The organism is Ensifer oleiphilus, from assembly GCF_013371465.1.
Classification (GTDB): domain Bacteria; phylum Pseudomonadota; class Alphaproteobacteria; order Rhizobiales; family Rhizobiaceae; genus Ensifer; species Ensifer oleiphilus.
The window spans coordinates 296,122-316,269 of record NZ_JABWDU010000007.1; the positions used below are offsets into that span (position 1 = coordinate 296,122).

Sequence of the window (20,148 nt, forward strand, 5' to 3'; positions counted from 1 at the left end):
TTGGCGTGAGAAGCGTCAGGCTGCTCGCTACCGGAACAGGCTTGGCAGCCAGAGGGACAGGGCGGGGATATAGGTGACGAGCATCAACACGGCGATGCTGGCACCGAAGAACGGCCAGATCGTCCTCATCGCCTCGCGGATCGAAATGCCGCCGACGGCGCAGCCGACGAAGAGCACGGTGCCGACTGGCGGCGTGTTGAGACCGATGCCGGCGTTCAGGATCATCACGACGCCGAAATGCACGGGGTCGATGCCAAACGCCTTGACGACCGGCAGCAGCACCGGCGTGCTGATGATGACCAGCGGCGCCATGTCCATGAAGGTGCCGAGCAGCAACAGAATGATGTTGATCAGCAACAGCACGATGATGGGATTGTCGGAGATCGCGCTGATCGCGGCGACCATGCTTTGCTGGACCTGCAGGAACGCCATCAGCCAGCCGAAGGAGGCGGCGGTGCCGATCACCAGAAGCACCATTGCCGTGGTGCGAACAGCCTGCAGCACCGCCTCGACGAAGCCGCTCCAGTCGAGTTCGCGGTAGACAAGCAGTGCGACGAGCAGGGCGTAGAACACGGCAATGCATGAGCTTTCCGTCGCCGTAAAAATGCCCGAGCGTACGCCGCCGAAGATGATGCCGATCAGGAGCAGCCCCGGAAGCGAGGCGAGCAGATAGAAGCCGAGACGGCGCAGGCCTGGGAACGGTTCCGACGGGTATCCCTTCTTGCGCGCGACCACATAGGCCGTGACCATCAGCGCTGCGGCCAAAAGCAGGCCGGGCAGAATGCCGGCAGTAAAGAGATCGGCGACGGAAACATTGCCGCCGGCGGCGATCGAATAGAGGATCATGTTGTGCGAAGGCGGGATCATCAGCGCGATGATCGCCGCGTTGACCGTGACGTTGACGGCATAGCTGCGGTCGTAACCGCGCGCCGCCATCTGCGGGATCATCAGCCCACCGACCGCGGATGCGTCGGCGACAGCGGACCCGGAAATGCCGCCGAACAGCGTCGAGGCGACGATATTGACCTGGCCGAGGCCGCCGCGCAGATGGCCGACGATGCCGGCGGCAAAGCGGATCAGCCGGTCGGCAATGCCGCCGCGCACCATCAGGTCGCCGGCAAAGATGAAGAACGGGATCGCCATCATCGCAAAGACGTTCATGCCGGAATTCATCTGCTGGAAGACGACGATCGGCGGCAGGCCCATGTAGATGACGGTCGCGAGCGACGCGATGCCGAGGCAAAACGCGATCGGCATGCCGATCATCATCAGGATGGTGAAGGTGCCGAAGAGAATGCTGTAGGCCACTATGCTGCCTCCTGAATGACGATGTCGGCGACCGGGGCATCGCCGAGCACGACATCGGCGAGCCGCTCCGCCGCGAACAGCGCGATCAGCAGGCCGCCGGCGATCATCGGAAAGAAATCGACGCCACCCGGCCAGCCGAGCACGGGGATGGTCGCGGCCCAGGTGCCGGCGGCAAGGAGGGTCGAATAGAAGCTCATCGCCAGGCCAAAGAGGACGATCAGCGAAAGGCTGACGAGATCCATCAGCCGCTGCACGGCGGGTGACGCCGAATGGCGCACGAAATCGAGGCCGAGATGCACGCTCTCGCGCACACCGACGGCGGCGCCGAGCAGGATGAACCAGGACATCAGATGCAGCGACAGCGGTTCCGACCAGCTGGGCGTGTCGTTGAGCACATAGCGGGCGAAGACCTGCCATCCGACGATTACCGTCATGGCGACGAGGCCCACACCCGAGATGTAAAGCGAGAGCCGGCTGAGCCGGGCAAGGACAGGCCTGACGACCTGTATGAAACGCCACATTGCCTTATCCTCCATAGACTGCAGACGAGGGGAGGGCCCGGGCGATTAGACCGGGCACCCCGTAGGCACGCCGGTTACTGCTAGTTGATGGCGCGGATCCGCTCGAGCAGGTCCTTCATCTGCGGATCGGTAACGAAGCGATCATAGACGGGCTTCATCGCCGCGGAGAACTCGGCCTTGTCGACCGTGACAACATTGGCGCCGGCTGCGCGAACCTTTTCCTCCGAGGCCTTTTCCCGGGCCGTCCAGAGTTCCCGCATCTTCACCACCGATTCCTTCGCCGCCTCCTTCAAAACCTTCTGGTCGTCAGGCGAAAGCTTGTCCCAGCTCAGCTTCGAGATCACCAGGATCTCGGGGTTGAGGGAGTGTTCGGTGAGCGTGTAGTTCTTGGCAACCTCGAAATGCCTGGAGGATTCGTAGGACGGCCAGTTGTTTTCAGCCGCATCGACGACACCTGTTTCAAGCGAGGAATAGACTTCACCGAACGGCATCGGCGTGGCATTGGCGCCGAAGGCTTCCATCATCGCGATCCAGAGATCCGATTGCTGGACGCGCACCTTCATGCCCTTGAGATCGGCGAGTTTCTCGATCGGCTTCTTGGTCGAATAGAACGAGCGCGCGCCGGAATCGTAGAAGGCAAGCCCGATCAGCCCATGCGGTTCGAAGGCGGCCAGCACTTCGTCGCCGATCGGCCCGTCGACGGTCTTGTGCATGTGCTCGGTCGAACGGAACAGGAAGGGAAGCCCGAGCACGACGGTCTGTGGCACCAGATTGTTGAACGGTGCGGCGTTGACGCGATTCATGTCGATGACGCCGAAGCGCGTCTGCTCGATCGTGTCCTTCTCGCTGCCAAGGGCGGCATTGTTGGTGACATCGATCTTGATGCGGCCGTTGGTGCGCTTGGCGACCAGTTCGCCCATGTATTTCACCGCATCGACGGTCGGATAACCGTCCGGATGGATGTCGGCCGAGCGCAGGGTGATTTCCTGCGCCTGCAGAGTTCCGGCGCCAAGGGCAACGCCCAGGGCCAGGCAAAGCGTTTTTGCAATGTTCATTTTGTCCTCCTCCTTCTTGAAACGCCGAAGCCTCCTCGCTTCGGACGAATGCGGGTGGCTTCAGGCATCTCCGTCCGTAAACGGCTTCAAGCCAAAGAGCCGTTCAGGATTTTCGACGAGCGCGCGGTGACGGGCTTCGGCATCGGGCAGCCAGCCCAGAACCGTGTCGGTCAGTTCGGCGTCGTCGGGATAGTCGGCGCTGGTCTTTGCAAGATTGTGCGGCCAGTTGCTGCCCCAGACGATGCGCTCGGGCGCATGCTCGGCAATCGCGCGCGAAAGCGCGGCCACGTCGGCGTAGTCGGGACCACCGGTCTTTGAAGATTCGTAGACGCCCGCGAACTTGAACCAGCAGTTGCCGCGGTCGATCAGGCGCTTCACGGCGGCGACTTCAGCGCCATCGGCTGCGGCACCGGAAAAGAACTTGCCGTGATGATCGAAAACCCAGCGCGATTTGAGTTTCTTCAGTCTTGGCTCGTGCTGAAGGATATCGCTGCCATCGAACTGGACGGCGACCATCCAGTCGCGTGCAGCGGCGCGGTCATCGATCGCTTCGAGTTCCTTAAGGCCGACGGCGCCGCCGGGCAGGTCCATGATCCGTGCGCCGATGACACCGGCTGCCGCCAGGGCGTCCAGCTCGCTTTCGGATGTTTCCGCGCCGAAGGCGGCGACGCCGCGGGCGATGGTCCCCATCGCGTTCAGGCAGGCAATCAGATTGGCATTGTCGCGCTGATGGGCATTGCCCTGGGTGATGATGACCCTGTCGATGCCGAGCCAGCGCATGAATTGTCTGTATTGATCCGCATCGGGCAGGGCACCGGCGGGAAGTGCTGGACCGCCGGCAAGGGCGGGAAAGCCAGGCAGATACATGTGCATCTGCGTATCGACCGTGCCTCTTGGCAGCGCGATCCTGGGCGGGCGACCGGAGAGCGTTCTGACCAGCATCTCAGTCATCCCTCATCCGGAACTCGGCAAGCGCATCGCGGTCGATCTCGATGCCAAGTCCCGGACCATTGGGGATTTTGACGACCCCCTGGTCATGTTCGATCGGCGTTTTGATCACCGCCTGTCGAAACGGGTTCTCGGTGCGATCGAATTCCAGGATCGGCTCGATCGGGTCGACGCGCACCGGATTGGGCACCATGGACGCCATGAACTGAAGGGCTGCCGCAATATGCACCGCCGTGCCCCAGACGTGCGGCACGATGCGGATACCGTGGAGCGCTGCCATATCGGCGACGCGTCGCGCCTCGGTGAAGCCTCCGACGCCGGCAAGGTCGGGCTGGAGAATGTCGACGGCGCGGGTTTCGACGGGTTCGCGCATGCCCCAGCGGCTGTGCCAGGTTTCGCCGCCCGCGACTGCTATCGGCTGGCCGGCGCGCACCTCGCGATAGGCGCCGAGCTGTTCCGGAACCACCGGCTCCTCGAACCAGTCGATGTCGAGTTCGGCCGCCTTGCGCCCGAATTCTAGTGCTTCGAGCACGTCATAGCCGTGATTGGCATCGACCATCAGCCGCATGTCTGGTCCGACGGCCTCGCGAACGGTGCGAACGACCGCGAGATCTTCCTTCACGCCAAAACCGATCTTGATCTTGCTGGCGTGAAAGCCCTCGGCGCGATAACGGGCGACCTCCGCGGCATTGTCCTCGACGCGGTCGACGCCGTCGCGCTTGAAGCTGCCGGTGGCATAGGCCCTGACCGTCTCGCGGAAGCGACCGCCGAGCAGCGTGGAGACCGTCACGCCGAAATGTTTGCCCTTGATGTCCCAAAGCGCGATGTCGATCCCGGACAGGGCAGTGAGCGCGAGGCCGCGCTGGCCCTGGTCGCGCAGCGCATTGTAGAGCCGCGCCCAGATCTTTTCGGTTTCGAGCAGATCGGCCCCGATCAGCCAGGGCGTGTAGGCCGCGACCACCGCGGCGTTCGGCCTGGCCGGACCGAGGCATTCGCCCCAGCCGGTGGTGCCGTCGTCACAGACGATTTCGACCAGCACATGGGCGCGCCGATCGAAGCGCATGGAGGCGCTTTGAAACGGCACCGCGAGGCGGTGCTCCAGGAGATGCGTGCGGACGGCCGCGATCTTCATCCTAGCGTTTCCACGGCGCAATGAGCGCGGCGAGCATGTCTTCTTCCTGCGGCGTCAGGTCGTCGAGCGGCGGCCGGACGCCGCCCGCACCGAAACCCTGCAGCCGGACGCCGGCCTTGATCGCTGCGACAGCATAGCCCTTGCGACGGTTGCGGATGGCCATGAACGGGTAGAAGAAATCGCGCAGGATTTCTTCGCACCGCGCGCGATTGCCGGCACGCAACGCGCTATAGAACTCGACGGCGAGCCCCGGCACGAAATTGAAGACCGCCGAGGAATAGGTGGTGAAGCCGGCGCCGAGATAGGCTTCGGCGAACAGTTCGGCCGTGGGCATGCCGCCGAGATAGGTCAGCCGGTCGCCCATCGTTGCGGTGATCTGGCGGATGAGGCCGATATCGCCGGTGCCGTCCTTGAAGCCGATGAGGTTGGGGCATTCGTCGCAAAGACGCTTCAAGGTGTCGATCGCCAGCACCGAATTGTCGCGGTTATAGACCATGACGCCGATGCCGACCGACCGGCAGATTTCTCGTACATGAACGAAGAGCCCCTCCTGCGGCGCGTCGATCAGGTAATGCGGCAGAAGCAGGATGCCGTCGGCACCAGCTTTTTCGACCGCACGTGCCAGTTCGACACCGATCTCTGTGCCGAAGCCGCAGCCAGAAACGATCGCGGTCTTGCCGGCCGCTTCTTTCGCCGCCGAGACGATGCCGGGAATTTCCTGTGGCGAAAGCGAAAAGAACTCGCCTGTTCCGCCGGCGGCAAACAACACCGGAGCGTCGAAGCCCGACAGCCATTCCACATGGCGACGGTAGCTTTCGGAGTTGAATTTTCGCTCGGCATCAAAATGCGTCACGGGAAAGGACAACAGGCCGGCGCCGAGCGCGGCCTTGATCTCTTGCGGCGTCATGCTGGATTTCCTCTGCCTGCCTCCTCCGGCAGAGTTGTCATACGTGTATGATGGGATCGTGTCAATAAGTTATCGTACAGGTCCTCGCTGTTCGCGAAGCAGCGTCCGGTAGCGTGCCTGGCTGCCGCGCAGATGCCGCCGCATCGCCTCGCGCGCACCCTCCTCGTCGCCGTTTGATATGGCGATGACGATGTCGTCATGCTCGTTGTCGAGCATGGCGATATAGGCGGATTGGTCCTGTTCGCTGTCGTCGTTGCGCAACGCGCCGCGCGGGATCACGTTGCGGCCGATTATCGCCAGGAACTCGCGGAAGCGCGGGTTGTTGGTGGCTTCGGCTATGGCGAGGTGCAGGGCGAAATCGGCCTCGACGCTCGATACCCCGGCGTTGAGGCAGGCGCGCACCGCATAGTGGCGTTCGATGATCACCTCTTCCTGTGCTGGCGACCGGCGAAGGGCCGCAAGTCCGGCAGCCTCCACCTCGACGGCCGTTCGCAGCTCGAGCAACTCGATCATCGACGATACTCGCACCGGATCGACATCCTGCAGGAAAAGCGATGCGGGGCCGGTGGTCGGCGGGGCGTCGAGAACGAAAACACCGGCACCCTGGCGTGCTTCGACCAGCCTGTCAGCGCGAAGGGCCGCAATCGCCTCGCGCACGACCGTGCGGCTGACGCCATGGGCCTCGGAAAGCTGCGCTTCGCTCGGCAACTTGCCACCGGTTGCAAACTGTCCCGCGGCTATCGCCCGCCGCAACGTGTCGGCCAGCCTCGAGGTCAACGTGCCTGTGCCGGTGCCCGGCTGCAGCTTCGTTTGAACGCTCATCTGCTCTCCCTCTCGTGGTCATTGGCCCGCCAACCAGCTCGCCTTGTCCCACCGGTATGCCAGATTATTCGGCCTGTGGCATCACAGGGGCGATTTATTGACGTGATTGCATCAACCTGTATGATGAGTTGACTTCAAATGCAATGTATCGATATCCGGCCGCTGGGCGAGCCGGTTGCGGAGGGATGGAACTTGAAGCGATTGTTGATCACTGGGGCCGCGGGAGCACTGGGTCGCGCCATGCGGGCGCGCGTGGCCGATCTGGCCGAGGTGGTGCGGCTGTCGGATATTGCCGATCTCGGCACCGCGGCGCCGCATGAGGAGATCATTTCCTGCGATCTCGGCGATGCGGCGGCCGTCGATCGGCTGGTCGAGGGCTGCGACGCCATTCTTCACCTCGGCGGCATTTCGGTCGAAGACAAGTTCTCCAAGATCCTCAATGCGAACCTGCTCGGTCTCTACAATCTCTACGAAGCGGCGCGGGCGCATGGCCAGCCGCGCATTCTCTTTGCCAGCTCCAACCATACGGTCGGCTTCTACCGGCAGGACGAGCCCGTGGCCGCGGATGCGCCGATGCGTCCCGATGGCCTCTATGGCGTGTCGAAATGTTTCGGCGAGGCGCTGGCCCGGATGTATTTCGAGAAATTCGGGCAGGAGACGGCGCTTGTTCGGATCGGCAGCTGCACGGAGAAGCCGACCAACCACCGCATGCTGTCGACGTGGATGTCCTATGACGATTTTGCCGCGCTGATCGCCTGCGTGTTCCGGGCGCCGATGCTGGGCTGCCCGGTCGTCTGGGGCATCTCGGACAATGACAGCCGCTGGTGGGACAACGGCCATGCCGCCTATCTCGGCTGGCGGCCGCGCGACAATGCCGAGCGCTTTCGTGCCGAACTCGAAGTGTCTCCCGGCCGGCCGGAAGCATCGTCGCCACTCGCCGTCTACCAGGGCGGGATGTTCACACGGGACCCGATCTTTACGGAGGAGTAGCCGGCTGGGCAAGGCGGCCAGCCGCCATCGCCCGACCATGGCACGCTGCAGGGTACGCCAATACCGGCAGATTGATTTGCGCCGAAACTCTTCTGCCAAAGGGGGCGCGAAGAAAGCGGGCCCTTCGATCGCATCGGCGCAGCGATCGAGCAGGTGCAACGCATTTAGGCGCAGTGCGCCATCGAACCTCTCTCAGACTTCCGCGGGGAAGGCGCCGGCTCGGCCGGTTGGGCCGCCGGCCCCGATGCAAACCGCGCAGCGCCGTCCTTGCCGATGACCCAGACGGAATTTCTCCCGGCAGCCTTTGCGGCATAGAGTGCGCGGTCGGCGGAAGACAGAAGCTCGCTCGCTTCCTGCTTGTTGCCGACAAAGGCGATGCCGATGCTGACGGTCGCCGAAATCGTGGTGTTTCCTGCCCTGACGAGTGCATGCTCGAAGGCAACTCGGATATCCTCGGCGATCGCTGCGGCCTGCGACCGGTCGACCCCGGGGAAGCAGGCAGAAAACTCTTCACCGCCCATGCGCGCGAGGAAGGCCCGGCCGCCTACGGCTTGTGAAATGACGGCGGCGCATTCGATAAGCACCTTGTCACCGACCGCGTGGCCATAGCGATCGTTGACTGCCTTGAAGTGGTCGATGTCCATGTACATCAACGCGCCTTCAGCGGGTTTTGTCGCGAGATAGGTGTCGAGTTTGGCCATGAAGGCGCGCCGGTTCTGCACGCCGGTCAGGGCATCGGTTTCCGACGCCAGCTTGTATCTGTACTGCGTCCGTTCCTTGATCAGTGCGAAGAATGAGAAACCGCCGGCCAGACTATGAATGAACAACTCGAACGTCAGGAGCTGGTACCACAGCGGCTGCTCGGCGCCGGACGCCGTGTTGCCGAAAAGCGGCCATACGAAGATCAGCGGGATGCGCACGAGATAAAACAACCCATGCGTCGCAAAGAGAAAGGCAACGATGTAGGAACTTGGAAGCTTCCGGAAATTGTCGGAACGGAAGATCTCGACCGCGATCATGGCCGAATAGACGAAGATCAGCGCGGAAAACAGCACGATCCGGCTGGTGACGTTGCTCTGGACATAGTCGGAGAAACTGGTGATCAGGAGCCATAGCATGGGCCCGGCCAGTGCGGACGCGATCTTCAGTGGCTGGTCGTCGAAGGCCCGCAAGCCGAGCCAGATTAGCGCCAGCCCGAGAACGGCCAGAGCGTTGCCCAGCGAAACCGCAACGAAGGAATAGTCGGGGCCTCTAAGAGCCAGCAGGGTAAACCCGATAGCCCCGACCAGAAACGCACAGGACCAAAGCCGCAGTTCAAGGCTGTTGCGCTCCTGACGCGAAGCGAGCGCGAAGAAGACAGCAAAGACCACCAGGGTGGCGAAAGAGCTGATCATGATCGTCGGGGTATGTAGTGCTTCCACCGTCAACTCCTGGATTCTGCGCCACGTTATGCGCCGGAATCTTAAAAGTTTTGCAAACGGCGGTTGCGAGGATTAGCTGGGGGTACGGCTACCAAACGCAGCGTTTTCGTCAGGGTGTGACACCCGTCGCAGGCGATGCTTGCCCTGTTACGACGGCCTGCGCCCTTGCACCGTGAGGTCTGACATCAGTCGCTGCTGGCCGGCCCGGATGACGTCTTCCATCGCCTGTCGGGCGCCCTCGGCATCACCGCGGCGGATTTCTTCGACAATTCGGATGTGGGTCACGGCGACGCGGTCGATTTCGCTGCGGTCTGCATTCGGGTTGGTGAGTTTGAAGACGCCGATCAGTGCCGCCTCGATCAAGTTGCCGACCGTCCGCATGAACGGGTTGAGCGACGCCTCGAGAAGATGCAGGTGGAACTCGAGGTCGGCATGGGCGAGTGTCTCGGCACTGTGGTCGTTGTTGCCCATGGCAACGGCGAGCCGCATCATCTGGGCAATGTCGGCGTCGGAGGCACGCTCGGCTGCAAGCGCTGCCGCATAAGGTTCGAGCGCCAGCCTGATTTCGCTCAGATGTTTCAGGAAGTCTTCGTCGACGCCGACGCTGAAATGCCAGGAGAGCACGTCACTGTCGAACAGGTTCCAATGCGCCCGCGGCATCACCCGCGTTCCGATGCGCGCGCGCGGGAACACAAGGCCCTTGGCCGCAAGCGTCTTCATCGCCTCGCGCAGCACCGTGCGCGACACCTTGAAGCGCGCCGCCAACTCGACATCCCCCGGCAGGATATCGCCGGCCGCGAACTCGCCGCCGATCACTGCGCGTCCAAGTTCATCGACGACGTGGCCGTGACTCGAGCGTTTTACCGGTTGTCTCGCGAAGCGTCCTGGCGACATGAGGTGCAATCAAACCCTTTCCTAGGCATGTCGCCGTTCGCTGCGCGACACGTAGACGATGCCTTTCTGCATCAGGATGAAGACGAACAGCAGGAGGCCGATCAGGATCTTCGTCCACCAGCTGGAGAGGGAGCCGTCAAAGGTGATGTAGGTCTGGATCAGGCCCTGGATGAGAATGCCGATGAAGGTGCCGGCGACGAAACCGGAGCCGCCGGTCAGAAGTGTTCCGCCAATGACCACCGCCGTGATTGCGTCGAGTTCGACGCCAACCGCCGCAAGCGAGTATCCGGCCGACGTGTAAAGCGAGAAGACTATGCCGGATAGGCCCGCGAGCAGGCCCGACAGCGCGTAGATCAGGATGGTGGTGCGCCCGACCGGGACGCCCATCAGCTTGGCGGTGGTAGTGCCGCCACCGAGCGCGTAGACGTCGGTGCCGAAGCGGGTGCGATGGGCAATCAGTATGCCGATGGCGAAGACCAGCAGCATCAACCCGCCGATGAGCGTGATCCTGCCGCCGCCGGGGAGCTTGTAATAGAGCCCTTTCATCGTGCCATAGAACGGGTGCTTGATGGCGATGCTGTCGATCGACAGCACGAAGGCCATGCCGCGCGCCAGAAACATGCCCGCGAGCGTGACGATGAAGGCGGGCATCTCCAGGTAGTGAATGATGGCACCCATCACAGCGCCGAAAAGCGTCGTGATCAAAAGCACCATGGCGAAAGCCGCGAGCGGATGGATGGCGGTATTGTCCAGCACGACCGCCAGAAACACCCCGGTGAAGGCGATGACGGAGCCGATCGACAGGTCGATGCCGCCGGACAGGATGACGAAGGTCATGCCGACGGCGGCGATGCCGAGAAAGGCGTTATCGGTCAGGAGGTTGCCGATCACCCGCGTCGACAGGATGTTGGGGTACTGCGCCGCGCAAAGTGCGTAGCTCAGCACGAAAATGACGATGGTTGCGGTCAGCGGCAGGTATTTCGGTTTCATCGCGCTTGCCGCTCCGTCGGTTTTCTGCTGGTGCGCAGGAGCGCTACAAAGGTGAAGGCATTGCGAACCGGCGGCGACTGCAAGACGAGAATGAAGACGATGATCGCCGCCTTGATGATCAGGTTGAATTCCGGCGGGAAGCCGGAAAGTAGGATGCCGGTGTTGATCGACTGGATGATGATGGCGCCGAGCACGGAAGCCGCGATGCTGAAGCGACCGCCGAGAAGCGAGGTGCCGCCGATGACCACGGCCAGGATGGCGTCGAGTTCGAGCCAGAGCCCGGCATTGTTGGCGTCGGCGCCCTTGATGTCGGCGGCCGCGATGGTGCCGGCAATCGCGGCACAAAGGCCTGACAGCATATAGGCGGCGATCAGCAGCACCGGGGTCAGCACGCCGGAGAGCGTGCTTGCCTGGCGGTTGATGCCGATCGCCTCGATCAGCATGCCAAGTGCCGTCTTGCGTACGATCAGCGCCACCAGGATGCCGAAGACCAGCCAGATTATCACCGGCAAGGGCAGCCACGCGAAGGAGCCGCTGCCAAGGAAGATCAGTCCCGGATCGTTGAAGGTGAGGATGGCGCCCTCAGTGACGAGTTGGGCGATGCCGCGGCCGGCGACCATCAGCACAAGCGTCGCGATGATCGGCTGGATATCGAGGAGGGCGACAAGGACGCCGTTCCAAAGGCCGCAGAGGATGCCGGTGCCAAGGGTGATCACGAGCGTCATCGCCAGCGAATGGCCCGACGTGATCGACGAGGCTGCCACGGCCCCGCAGATGGCCATGACGGCGCCGACGGAAAGATCGATGCCTTTGGTGGCGATGACGACAGTCATGCCGATCGCGAGAAGCACGACCGGTGCGCCGCGGTTGAGGATGTCGATGAGGCTGCCATAGAGGCGGCCGTTCTGAATTTCGAGGCGGAAGAAGCCTGGGAACACGAACGAGACCATCAGCAGGATGGCCGCCAGCGCTATGATCTGCGGCAGAAGCCTAAGCGCATAGCCCTTGAGTATTGCTGTCATGCCGCTCCCCGTTCATTCGCCGATGCGATGGCTTCGATGATCTGGTCCGCGGTGATCCTGTTGCCTTCGAGCGCGGCGACGTGCTGGCGGTCGCGAAGCACGAGGATGCGCGTCGAATAGGCGACGAGCTCCTCGATCTCCGACGAGATGACCAGCAGCGACATGCCTTTCTCGCGCAAGCCCTCGATCAGCCGGACGATCTCGGCATGAGCGCCGACATCGATGCCGCGCGTCGGCTCGTCGAGGATCAGGAATTCCGGCTCGGTCGCCAGCCAGCGGGCGAGAATGGCCTTTTGCTGGTTGCCGCCGGATAGGAGCCGGATCGGCTTTTCACGATCGGCCGTGCGGATGTCGAGCGCGCGGATGTAATGGTCGGCAAGGCGGTTCTGTTCGGTGCGGGAGATCGGTCGGGTCCATCCGCGCCGCGCCTGCAACGCCAGCACGATGTTTTCGCGCACCGAGAGGTCGCCGACGATGCCCGCGGTCTTGCGATCTTCGGGGCAGAAGCCGAACCGGTGCGCGATCGCCCGGCGCGGCGACGATAGCTGGACGGGTTTGCCGTCCACCTCGGCCGTGCCGCTGTCGGCGCGATGTGCGCCGAAAAGGATTTCAGCCGTCTCCGTTCGGCCGGAGCCGAGAAGCCCGGCAATGCCGACGACCTCACCGGCCTTCACCTCGAGGTCGAAGGGGGAGATGTGGCCCTTGCGGCCGTAATCCTTGAAGCGGTAGCGCACCGGTCCGGTGACATCTGGCTCTTCGCGCGCTGCGCGGATCTCGGCTGCAAGCTCGCGGCCGATCATCATCGAGATCAGGTCGCGCCGCTCGAGTGTGGCGGTGTCGCGGGTACCGACCAACTGGCCGTTGCGCAGCACGGTGATGCGATCGGCGATTTCGTAGACCTGCTCGAGGAAATGGGTGATGAAGACGATGCCGAGGCCGCGGGCCTTCAGTCGGCGGATGATGCGAAACAGCATCTCGACTTCGTGGGCGTCGAGACTTGCCGTCGGCTCGTCGAGGATCAGCACCTTGCCCGAGAGATCGACGGCACGAGCGATCGCTACGACCTGCTGAATGGCGACCGAATAGCTGTCGAGCGCACGGGTGACGTCGAGATCGAGCTCGTAGTTTTCAAGCAGCGCGCGCGCCTGGCGGTTCATGGCGCCGACATCGACGAATCCCAGTCGGCGCGGTTGCCGGCCGAGAAAGAGGTTTTCCGCGACCGTCAAGTTGGGCAGCAGGTTGACCTCCTGATAGACGGTTCCGATGCCGAGCTTCTGCGCATTGAATGTATCGCGCGGATCGACCTCGACCCCATCGAGCAAGATCGTCCCACCATCGCGCCGATAGGCGCCTGTGAGACATTTGACCAGCGTCGACTTGCCGGCGCCGTTCTCGCCGAGAAGCGCATGAACCTCGCCACGGCGTAAATGAAAGTCGACCTTGTCCAGTGCCTTTGCGCCGGGAAAGACCTTGTCGATCCGGTTCGCTGAAAGCAGGTTGTTGGCAATGGTCTGCATGATCCCTCTCTGACTGGAACGCGGAGCGCCCTATCGGGCGCACCACATTGCTTCAGCGTGCCAAGAAATCGGCAATGCGTCGCATCGATCCTCGTACTCGAGCGAAGCATCGCCGACCGGACGTCGAGCCCGCGGCGACAACGAGGCGGGCGAACCCGTTCCGTCCTTCAACTGCGCGGTGCCGACCGTCTGGCTTGTGACAACAGGCGCCGACGGTGCGCGTCGACGCCGGTCGCGCCTGGGATCAGTAGCCGAGACCCTTCTTCGCTTCGTAGATCTTCATCGGATCGTCGGCCTGGGTGTAGAGCTTCGATTCCGTCTGGATCCACTTCGGCGGCATGGTGCCGTCCTTCTGGAACGCGGCAAGCGCGTCGAAGGCGGGGCCTGCCATATTCGGCGTCAGCTCGACTGTGGCGTTGGCTTCGCCCGCCGCCATCGCCTGGAAGATATCCGGGACAGCATCGATCGAAACGACGAGGATGTCGGTGCCCGGCTTCAGGCCGGCTTCCTTGATCGCCTGGATGGCGCCAACGGCCATGTCGTCGTTATGGGCGTAAAGTGCACAGATATTCTTGCCGCCGTCCTCGGCCTTCAAGAAGCTTTCCATGACTTCCTTGCCCTTGGTGCGGGTGAAGTCGCCGGTCTGGCTGCGCACGATCTTCAGGTTGTCGTGGCCGGACAAAGCCTGTTCGAAGCCCTTCTTGCGGTCGATCGCCGGCGAAGAACCCGTGGTGCCCTGGAGCTCGACGATGTTGCACGGCTTGCCGGCAACGGTGTCGGCGAGCCACTTGCCGGCGACGTTGCCTTCATGCACGAGGTCCGAGGTGACGGCGGTCATATAGAGGTCGTCGGAAGCGTCGACGGTCCGGTCGAGCAGGATGACCGGGATTTCCGCATCCTTGGCTTCCTGAAGCACTTCGTCCCAGCCGGTAGCGACAACAGGGGCAAGCAGGATGGCATTGACGCCTTGCGCGATGAAGGAGCGCAGCGCCTTGATCTGATTTTCCTGTTTCTGTTGTGCATCGGCGAACTTCAGGTCGATGCCGCGCTCTTGAGCCTGCTGCTTCGTCAGCGTGGTCTCCGCCGCGCGCCAGCCGGACTCAGAGCCGATCTGCGAGAAGCCGACGACGAGATCTGCGGCAGATGCGCTGCCGAACGTGCAGGCAGCAAGGATCGTTGCACTCGCGAGTGCTTTGGCGAATTTCATGATTTCCTCCCAAAGAAAGCTGCTCTCCCAGCAGCGATTCCAAAAAATCATATAATAGTACTTTTGTAAACTCACGTTTGAGGACAAGCTCCAACCAGGCGCATCGGAGCGTGCAACGGCTTGGCTGTGGCCCGGGCGCGGATCATCTGCGTTAAGTCAATTGTTATGATGATATGCTTATTGACTCATTATACCAGTTGCGCGTATGACTGCCGCCACACGATCTGTTTGGGAGAGACGACATGACCTCGATTGCTTTGTTCGGCGCCGGCGGCAAGATGGGCTGCCGGCTGGCCAAGAACCTCAAGGGCTCGCGCTTCGACGTGCGCCATGTCGAGGTCAGCGAGCTTGGCCGCGCGCGTCTGGCAAAGGAACTCGGCCTCAGCACGGTGAGTGCCGAACAGGCGCTCGATGGCGCTGATGTCGTCATTCTCGCCGTACCCGATACCGCAATCGGCAAGGTTGCGGCCGGCATTGTCGATCAGTTGGCGCCGGGCACGATGGTTGTCGTCCTCGACGCGGCAGCGCCCTTCGCCGGCCACCTGCCCGAGCGCGACGATCTGACCTATTTCGTCACGCATCCCTGCCATCCGCCGATCTTCAACGACGAGACCGAGCTTGCCGCACGCCGGGATCATTTCGGCGGCATCGCCGCCAAGCAGCATATCGTTTCCGCCCTGATGCAGGGCCCCGAGGCCGACTATGCCAAGGGCGAAGAGATCGCCAAGCTCATCTGGGCGCCGGTGATGCGCTCGCACCGCGTCACCGTCGAGCAGATGGCCTTGCTGGAGCCGGGCCTGTCGGAAACCGTATGCGCGTCGCTGCTGGTCGTCATGCGCGAGGCGATGGACGAGTGCATCGCCCGCGGCGTGCCGCGTGAAGCGGCGCGGGATTTTCTGCTCGGCCACATGAACGTGCTCGGCGCCGTGATCTTCGACGAGGTCGAAGGTGTCTTTTCCGACGCCTGCAACAAGGCGATCGAGTTCGGCAAGCCGATGCTGATGCGCGACGACTGGAAGCGCGTCTTCGAGCCACAGGAAATCACCGACAGCATTCGCCGCATCACCTGATGGTGCGCACGAGATATCGGAGCCGGTGAGGCGGCTTCGGTCACCATTCAACCTGGGAGGAGAAAACTGATGAAACTGACACGCAGAATGACCATCGCCGCCTTCGCGGCATTCCTGGCGGCCGGCTCGGCCATTCCGGCCTATGCCGCTGACTTGATCGCGATCATCACGCCGTCGCATGACAACCCGTTCTTCAAGGCGGAAGCCGTCGGTGCCGAGGCCAAGGCCAAGGAACTGGGCTACGAGACCCTCGTGCTCGTCCATGACGACGACGCCAACAAGCAGTCGCAGCTGATCGACACCGCCATCGGCCGTGGCGCCAAGGCGATCATCCTCGACAATGCCGGATCCGAGGCCTCGATCGCAGCGGTTCAGAAGGCGAAGGATGCGGGCGTGCCCTCCTTCCTCATCGACCGCGAAATCAACGCCACGGGTGTTGCCGTCTCGCAGATCGTCTCCAACAACTACCAGGGCGCCCAGCTCGGTGCCGAAGAGTTCGTTCGCTTGATGGGCGAGAGCGGCAACTATGTCGAACTGCTTGGCCGCGAGGCCGATCTCAACGCCGGCATTCGCTCCAAGGGTTATCACGACGTCATCGACGAATATCCCGAGATGAAGATGGTCGCGCAGCAGTCGGCGAACTGGAGCCAGACCGAGGGCTACAGCAAGATGGAAACGATCCTGCAGGCCAATCCCGATATCAAGGGCGTGATCTCCGGCAACGACACCATGGCCATGGGCGCGATCGCCGCTCTTCAGGCGGCGGGGCGCAAGGATGTCATCGTCGTCGGCTTCGACGGCTCCAATGACGTTCGCGACTCGATCAAGTCGGGCGGCATCAAGGCGACCGTCCTGCAGCCAGCCTATGCCCAGGCGCAGATGGCCGTCCAGCAGGCCCACGACTACATCAAGACAGGCAAAGGCCCGGCGGAAGAAAAGCAGCTGATGGATTGCGTGCTGATCAACAGCGAGAACGCCGGCCAGCTCGAGACCTTCGCTCTCGCCGACTGATCCACAACGATCCTCCAGGCGCGCGACGGCGGATACGGTCGTCGCGCGCCATTGTCCTGTCACGGAGTAGTTCTCGATGCCGAAGTTGAAGGCCGCGGCTGCGCTTGCACTTGTCTGTGCAATCGCTCTGTCGGGTTGCAAGATCATCAAGACGCCCACGGCGCAGGAGGCTGCCGAGGCCGCGTCCGGCGGCTTCAATCCCGATCGTTCGGTCGCCGAAATATGGGACACGAAAATGGTGCCCTATCTCGACAAGAAGGCCGGTGGCTTGCAGGAGGTAGCGGCGCTTGCGTCAGCCAATGCCGATGCGGCCGGCGCGAAATACGGTCACAAGGAAAAACAGGGCAGCGCGCCCTGGACTTTTGCAGCACGCCTGACCGGGACCATCGTCACCGCCGAAACGAAATCGCGATCGGCCTATGTGGATGTCGACGCGGACGGTGACGGCAAGGCCGATGCCCGCGTGCAGATCGGGCCGGCGATCCGCGGCACGGCGATCCGCGACAGCCTCGACTTCGTCAATTTCAACGAATTCAAGAACCAGATCGAGTGGGCGCAATACGGCAAGTCGTTCAACACTCATGTCAACGGCCTCATTCTGGAAAAACTCTCGCGCGACGGGCTCGTCGGCAAGAAGGTCGAGGCGCTGGGTGCCTTTCCGCTGCCTGCCAAGGGACAGCTGCCGCTGTTCGTACCTGTTCAATTGACGGTGAGCGAATGACGATGTTCCCCGTAGAAGACGACACCTGCGTGCTGCGCCTGGAGGATGTGACCAAGGTCTATTCCGGCATTGTCGCGGTCCGTCATGCCAATCTGGCGCTCCGGCGCGGAGCCGTGAACGTGCTTGTCGGCGAGAACGGCGCCGGCAAGTCGACGCTGATGCGGATCATTGCCGGGGTGGAGAAACCGTCGCTCGGACGAATCCTCATCGACGGCGAGGAGGTCGAATTTCATTCGCCGGCCGACGCCCAGCGTCACGGCATCGGCATGGTCTTTCAGGAGCTCAACCTCTTCGGCAACCTGTCGGTGGCTGAGAACATCTTTGCCACGCGCGAGATCATGCGCGGCGTTCGCGGCATCGATCATCGCGCACAGGTCGAAAAGGCCAATCATTTCCTCGACAAGCTGGACGCCGGCATCAACGCCGAGACTCTGGTGGAGGACCTTCCGATCGGCCAGCAGCAACTGGTCGAGATCGCCAAGGCGATCTCGCTCGACACCCGCATCCTCATTCTCGACGAACCGACATCGGCGTTGTCGGCGGCCGAAGTCGATGTGCTTTTCAAGGTCATCGGCGAGCTGAAGGCGCAAGGGGTGGCCATCGTCTATATCTCCCACCGCCTTGAAGAGCTGATGCGCATCGGCGACTACATTACCGTCCTGCGCGACGGCCAGATCACCGGGCACGCCATGGTGCGCGATATCGATACCAAGTGGATTGTCCGCTCGATGATCGGGTCCGACGCCAAGGATTTTGCCAAGTCCGTCGATCATCGCCTCGGCGAGGAAATGTTCCGTGCAGAGGATATCTGCTTGCCGCGGAAGACAGGCGGTCTTGCCGTCGACCACGTCTCGATCTCGGTGCGGGCAGGCGAAGTGCTCGGCATCTACGGACTGATGGGGGCAGGGCGCAGCGAATTCTTCGAATGCGTGATGGGGCAGCATGCCCACGCCACCGGCAGCATTCGTGTCGGCGGCGTCGAGGTGGCGGATCGCGACACGTCGCGCCGGATCCGCGAGGGCATGGCGCTGATCCCGGAGGACCGGCAGCGCGAAGGTCTGGTACAGGCGCTTTCGATCGCCAGCAACCTGACGCTTGCAAGCCTCGATCGCTTCGTCCGCTTCGGCTTTCACATCGCCGGCGAACGCGAGCAGTCCGCCATCCAGTCGGCGATCCGCGATCTCGCCATCAAGGCCCCGAACCCCGACTTCGAAGTGACATCAATGTCGGGCGGCAACCAGCAGAAGGTGGTGATCGGCAAGGCGCTGATGACGGAGCCGAAGGTTCTGCTGATGGACGAGCCGAGCCGCGGCATCGACGTCGGAGCAAAGGCAGACGTGTTTCGCACGATGCGGCGCCTGGCGGGTGAGGGGCTCGCTATTCTCTTTTCCACCTCGGACCTCGAAGAGGTGATGGCGCTGTCCGACCGCATAGCGGTCATGAGCAATGGCCGCCTGGTCGCCGTGATCGACCGCAAGGACGCGACCGAAGAAATGATTGTCAAGGCTTCGGCCGAAGGACACAAAACGACAAGGGAACTCGCCCAATGACGACGGCAACCACGACCCCCGACGCGACGGACGTTTCCAGCGGATCGGTCCTGTTGACCCTGATGAAGCTCAGAACCTTCATCGCCTTGTTTGCGGTGATCGCGTTCTTCTCGATCTTCGCGCCGAACTTCCTGTCGACGGCCAACATCATCCTGATGTCCAAGCACGTGGCGCTGAACGCGTTCCTGGCCATGGGCATGACCTTCGTCATCATCACTGGCGGCATTGACCTGTCGGTCGGGTCGATCGTCGGGCTTTGCGGCATGGTCGCCGGTGGTCTCATCCTCAACGGCATCGACCTGCAGTTCGGCTTTACCGTTTACTTCAACATTGTCGAGGTGTGCCTGATCACCCTTGCCGTTGGCGTCGCAATCGGCGCGATCAACGGTCTGTTGATCACCAAGCTCAACGTGGCGCCGTTCATCGCCACCCTCGGCACGCTCTATGTCGCGCGCGGGTTCGCGCTGCTGTCGTCCGACGGCCAGACATTCCCCAACCTCGTCGGCAAGCCGGAGCTTGCGACGACAGGCTTTGCCTTTCTCGGATCTGGGCGTGTGCTCGGGCTGCCGGTCTCGATCTGGATCCTGATCGTCGTGGCGCTGGCAGCCGCCTATGTCGCCAAATACACCCCGATCGGTCGCCACATCTTTGCCGTTGGCGGCAACGAGCGCGCCGCACGCATGTCGGGCATCCGGGTCGACCGGGTGAAGATGTTCGTCTACATGTTCTCGGGCTTCTGCGCGGCGATCGTCGGCCTGGTGATCTCATCGGAGCTGATGGCGTCGCACCCCGCGACCGGCAATTCGTTCGAACTGAACGCGATCGCGGCGGCTGTTCTCGGCGGCACGTCGATGTCCGGCGGGCGCGGCACCATCGGTGGCACGATCATCGGCGCATTCGTCATCGGCATTCTGTCGGACGGGCTTGTGATGATGGGGATTTCGTCCTTCTGGCAGATGGTGATCAAGGGCATCGTGATCATCGTCGCGGTGGTCGTCGACCAGGCCCAGCGCCGCCTGCAGCAGCAGGTGACCTTGATGCAGCTTGCCAAGAAGGGCTGAA

19 protein-coding genes are annotated in these 20,148 nt (G+C 62.6%); 6 read left to right on the forward strand and 13 right to left on the reverse strand.

Features of this window, described 5'->3' with window-relative positions; all coding sequences use genetic code 11:
• Positions 1-27: 27 nt before the first annotated feature.
• The 7 genes from HT585_RS24490 to HT585_RS24520 form a co-directional block, all read right to left on the reverse strand.
• On the reverse strand, positions 28-1,308 hold the full coding sequence (locus tag HT585_RS24490) for a TRAP transporter large permease subunit (RefSeq protein WP_176355381.1): 1,281 nt from the start codon (positions 1,306-1,308) through the stop codon (positions 28-30).
• On the reverse strand, positions 1,308-1,829 hold the full coding sequence (locus tag HT585_RS24495) for a TRAP transporter small permease (protein ID WP_176355382.1): 522 nt from the start codon (positions 1,827-1,829) through the stop codon (positions 1,308-1,310). Before HT585_RS24495 ends, HT585_RS24490 begins: the two co-directional genes overlap by 1 nt.
• Before the next feature lie 80 nt (positions 1,830-1,909).
• Positions 1,910-2,884: a TRAP transporter substrate-binding protein gene (locus tag HT585_RS24500; RefSeq protein WP_176355383.1), complete on the reverse strand. Its 975-nt coding sequence runs from the start codon at positions 2,882-2,884 to the stop codon at positions 1,910-1,912.
• 60 nt (positions 2,885-2,944) lie between these two features.
• The gene (locus tag HT585_RS24505; RefSeq protein WP_425513783.1) at positions 2,945-3,826 is read right to left on the reverse strand and encodes an amidohydrolase family protein; all 882 of its coding nucleotides are present in this window, start codon (positions 3,824-3,826) and stop codon (positions 2,945-2,947) included.
• Between the two features lies 1 nt (position 3,827).
• Positions 3,828-4,964 (reverse strand): mandelate racemase/muconate lactonizing enzyme family protein, encoded by a 1,137-nt coding sequence (locus tag HT585_RS24510; RefSeq protein WP_176355385.1) that lies wholly within the window; start codon positions 4,962-4,964, stop codon positions 3,828-3,830.
• 1 nt (position 4,965) lies between these two features.
• Positions 4,966-5,871 carry a 5-dehydro-4-deoxyglucarate dehydratase gene (gene kdgD, locus HT585_RS24515; protein WP_176355386.1) on the reverse strand — a complete coding sequence of 302 codons (906 nt, stop codon included), beginning with the start codon at positions 5,869-5,871 and terminating at the stop codon, positions 4,966-4,968.
• Between the two features lie 69 nt (positions 5,872-5,940).
• On the reverse strand, positions 5,941-6,693 hold the full coding sequence (locus tag HT585_RS24520) for a FadR/GntR family transcriptional regulator (protein WP_176355387.1): 753 nt from the start codon (positions 6,691-6,693) through the stop codon (positions 5,941-5,943).
• 192 nt (positions 6,694-6,885) lie between these two features.
• Between HT585_RS24520 and HT585_RS24525 the strand changes: the two genes are divergently transcribed.
• Positions 6,886-7,683 (forward strand): NAD-dependent epimerase/dehydratase family protein, encoded by a 798-nt coding sequence (locus HT585_RS24525; RefSeq protein WP_176355388.1) that lies wholly within the window; start codon positions 6,886-6,888, stop codon positions 7,681-7,683.
• Between the two features lie 164 nt (positions 7,684-7,847).
• Here HT585_RS24525 and HT585_RS32135 read toward each other — a convergent pair whose 3' ends face one another.
• The 6 genes from HT585_RS32135 to ytfQ form a co-directional block, all read right to left on the reverse strand.
• Positions 7,848-9,104 carry a diguanylate cyclase gene (locus HT585_RS32135; RefSeq protein WP_176355389.1) on the reverse strand — a complete coding sequence of 419 codons (1,257 nt, stop codon included), beginning with the start codon at positions 9,102-9,104 and terminating at the stop codon, positions 7,848-7,850.
• Between the two features lie 147 nt (positions 9,105-9,251).
• Positions 9,252-9,998: a FadR/GntR family transcriptional regulator gene (locus HT585_RS24535; protein ID WP_176355390.1), complete on the reverse strand. Its 747-nt coding sequence runs from the start codon at positions 9,996-9,998 to the stop codon at positions 9,252-9,254.
• Between the two features lie 21 nt (positions 9,999-10,019).
• Positions 10,020-10,988, reverse strand: coding sequence for a galactofuranose ABC transporter, permease protein YjfF (gene yjfF, locus HT585_RS24540; RefSeq protein ID WP_176355391.1), 969 nt, complete (start codon positions 10,986-10,988; stop codon positions 10,020-10,022).
• Positions 10,985-12,010: an ABC transporter permease gene (locus tag HT585_RS24545; protein ID WP_176355392.1), complete on the reverse strand. Its 1,026-nt coding sequence runs from the start codon at positions 12,008-12,010 to the stop codon at positions 10,985-10,987. Before HT585_RS24545 ends, yjfF begins: the two co-directional genes overlap by 4 nt.
• Positions 12,007-13,527, reverse strand: a complete 1,521-nt coding sequence (gene ytfR, locus HT585_RS24550; RefSeq protein WP_176355393.1) for a galactofuranose ABC transporter, ATP-binding protein YtfR — start codon at positions 13,525-13,527, stop codon at positions 12,007-12,009. The genes HT585_RS24545 and ytfR overlap by 4 nt, the downstream gene beginning before the upstream one ends.
• A 244-nt stretch (positions 13,528-13,771) precedes the next feature.
• On the reverse strand, positions 13,772-14,734 hold the full coding sequence (gene ytfQ, locus HT585_RS24555) for a galactofuranose ABC transporter, galactofuranose-binding protein YtfQ (RefSeq protein WP_176355394.1): 963 nt from the start codon (positions 14,732-14,734) through the stop codon (positions 13,772-13,774).
• 242 nt (positions 14,735-14,976) lie between these two features.
• Here ytfQ and HT585_RS24560 point away from each other — a divergent pair, with 242 nt between their 5' ends.
• From HT585_RS24560 to HT585_RS24580, 5 genes are all read left to right on the forward strand, one after another.
• Positions 14,977-15,804, forward strand: a complete 828-nt coding sequence (locus HT585_RS24560) for a phosphogluconate dehydrogenase C-terminal domain-containing protein (protein WP_176355395.1) — start codon at positions 14,977-14,979, stop codon at positions 15,802-15,804.
• Between the two features lie 69 nt (positions 15,805-15,873).
• Positions 15,874-16,815, forward strand: coding sequence for a D-ribose ABC transporter substrate-binding protein (locus tag HT585_RS24565; RefSeq protein WP_115421451.1), 942 nt, complete (start codon positions 15,874-15,876; stop codon positions 16,813-16,815).
• 76 nt (positions 16,816-16,891) lie between these two features.
• Positions 16,892-17,536, forward strand: a complete 645-nt coding sequence (locus tag HT585_RS24570; protein WP_176355396.1) for a DUF2291 family protein — start codon at positions 16,892-16,894, stop codon at positions 17,534-17,536.
• A complete protein-coding gene (locus HT585_RS24575) occupies positions 17,533-19,086 on the forward strand; it encodes a sugar ABC transporter ATP-binding protein (RefSeq protein WP_176355397.1) in 1,554 nt (517 codons plus the stop codon). The genes HT585_RS24570 and HT585_RS24575 overlap by 4 nt, the downstream gene beginning before the upstream one ends.
• Entirely contained in the window at positions 19,083-20,147 is a 1,065-nt protein-coding gene (locus HT585_RS24580) for an ABC transporter permease (protein ID WP_077505167.1), read from the forward strand. Before HT585_RS24575 ends, HT585_RS24580 begins: the two co-directional genes overlap by 4 nt.
• The last annotated feature ends 1 nt before the right edge of the window (position 20,148 follow it).

Bases quoted from the DNA above. Each gene is read 5' to 3' on its own strand.
- HT585_RS24560 (WP_176355395.1), top strand. From the start codon at position 14,977: ATGACCTCGATTGCTTTGTTCGGCGCCGGCGGCAAGATGGGCTGCCGG.
- HT585_RS24545 (WP_176355392.1), bottom strand. From the start codon at position 12,010: ATGACAGCAATACTCAAGGGCTATGCGCTTAGGCTTCTGCCGCAGATC.
- ytfR (WP_176355393.1), bottom strand. From the start codon at position 13,527: ATGCAGACCATTGCCAACAACCTGCTTTCAGCGAACCGGATCGACAAG.
- HT585_RS24510 (WP_176355385.1), bottom strand. From the start codon at position 4,964: ATGAAGATCGCGGCCGTCCGCACGCATCTCCTGGAGCACCGCCTCGCG.
- HT585_RS24500 (WP_176355383.1), bottom strand. From the start codon at position 2,884: ATGAACATTGCAAAAACGCTTTGCCTGGCCCTGGGCGTTGCCCTTGGC.
- HT585_RS24505 (WP_425513783.1), bottom strand. From the start codon at position 3,826: ATGCTGGTCAGAACGCTCTCCGGTCGCCCGCCCAGGATCGCGCTGCCA.
- yjfF (WP_176355391.1), bottom strand. From the start codon at position 10,988: ATGAAACCGAAATACCTGCCGCTGACCGCAACCATCGTCATTTTCGTG.
- HT585_RS24570 (WP_176355396.1), top strand. From the start codon at position 16,892: ATGCCGAAGTTGAAGGCCGCGGCTGCGCTTGCACTTGTCTGTGCAATC.
- ytfQ (WP_176355394.1), bottom strand. From the start codon at position 14,734: ATGAAATTCGCCAAAGCACTCGCGAGTGCAACGATCCTTGCTGCCTGC.
- HT585_RS24520 (WP_176355387.1), bottom strand. From the start codon at position 6,693: ATGAGCGTTCAAACGAAGCTGCAGCCGGGCACCGGCACAGGCACGTTG.
- HT585_RS24580 (WP_077505167.1), top strand. From the start codon at position 19,083: ATGACGACGGCAACCACGACCCCCGACGCGACGGACGTTTCCAGCGGA.
- kdgD (WP_176355386.1), bottom strand. From the start codon at position 5,871: ATGACGCCGCAAGAGATCAAGGCCGCGCTCGGCGCCGGCCTGTTGTCC.
- HT585_RS24565 (WP_115421451.1), top strand. From the start codon at position 15,874: ATGAAACTGACACGCAGAATGACCATCGCCGCCTTCGCGGCATTCCTG.
- HT585_RS24495 (WP_176355382.1), bottom strand. From the start codon at position 1,829: ATGTGGCGTTTCATACAGGTCGTCAGGCCTGTCCTTGCCCGGCTCAGC.
- HT585_RS24575 (WP_176355397.1), top strand. From the start codon at position 17,533: ATGACGATGTTCCCCGTAGAAGACGACACCTGCGTGCTGCGCCTGGAG.
- HT585_RS24535 (WP_176355390.1), bottom strand. From the start codon at position 9,998: ATGTCGCCAGGACGCTTCGCGAGACAACCGGTAAAACGCTCGAGTCAC.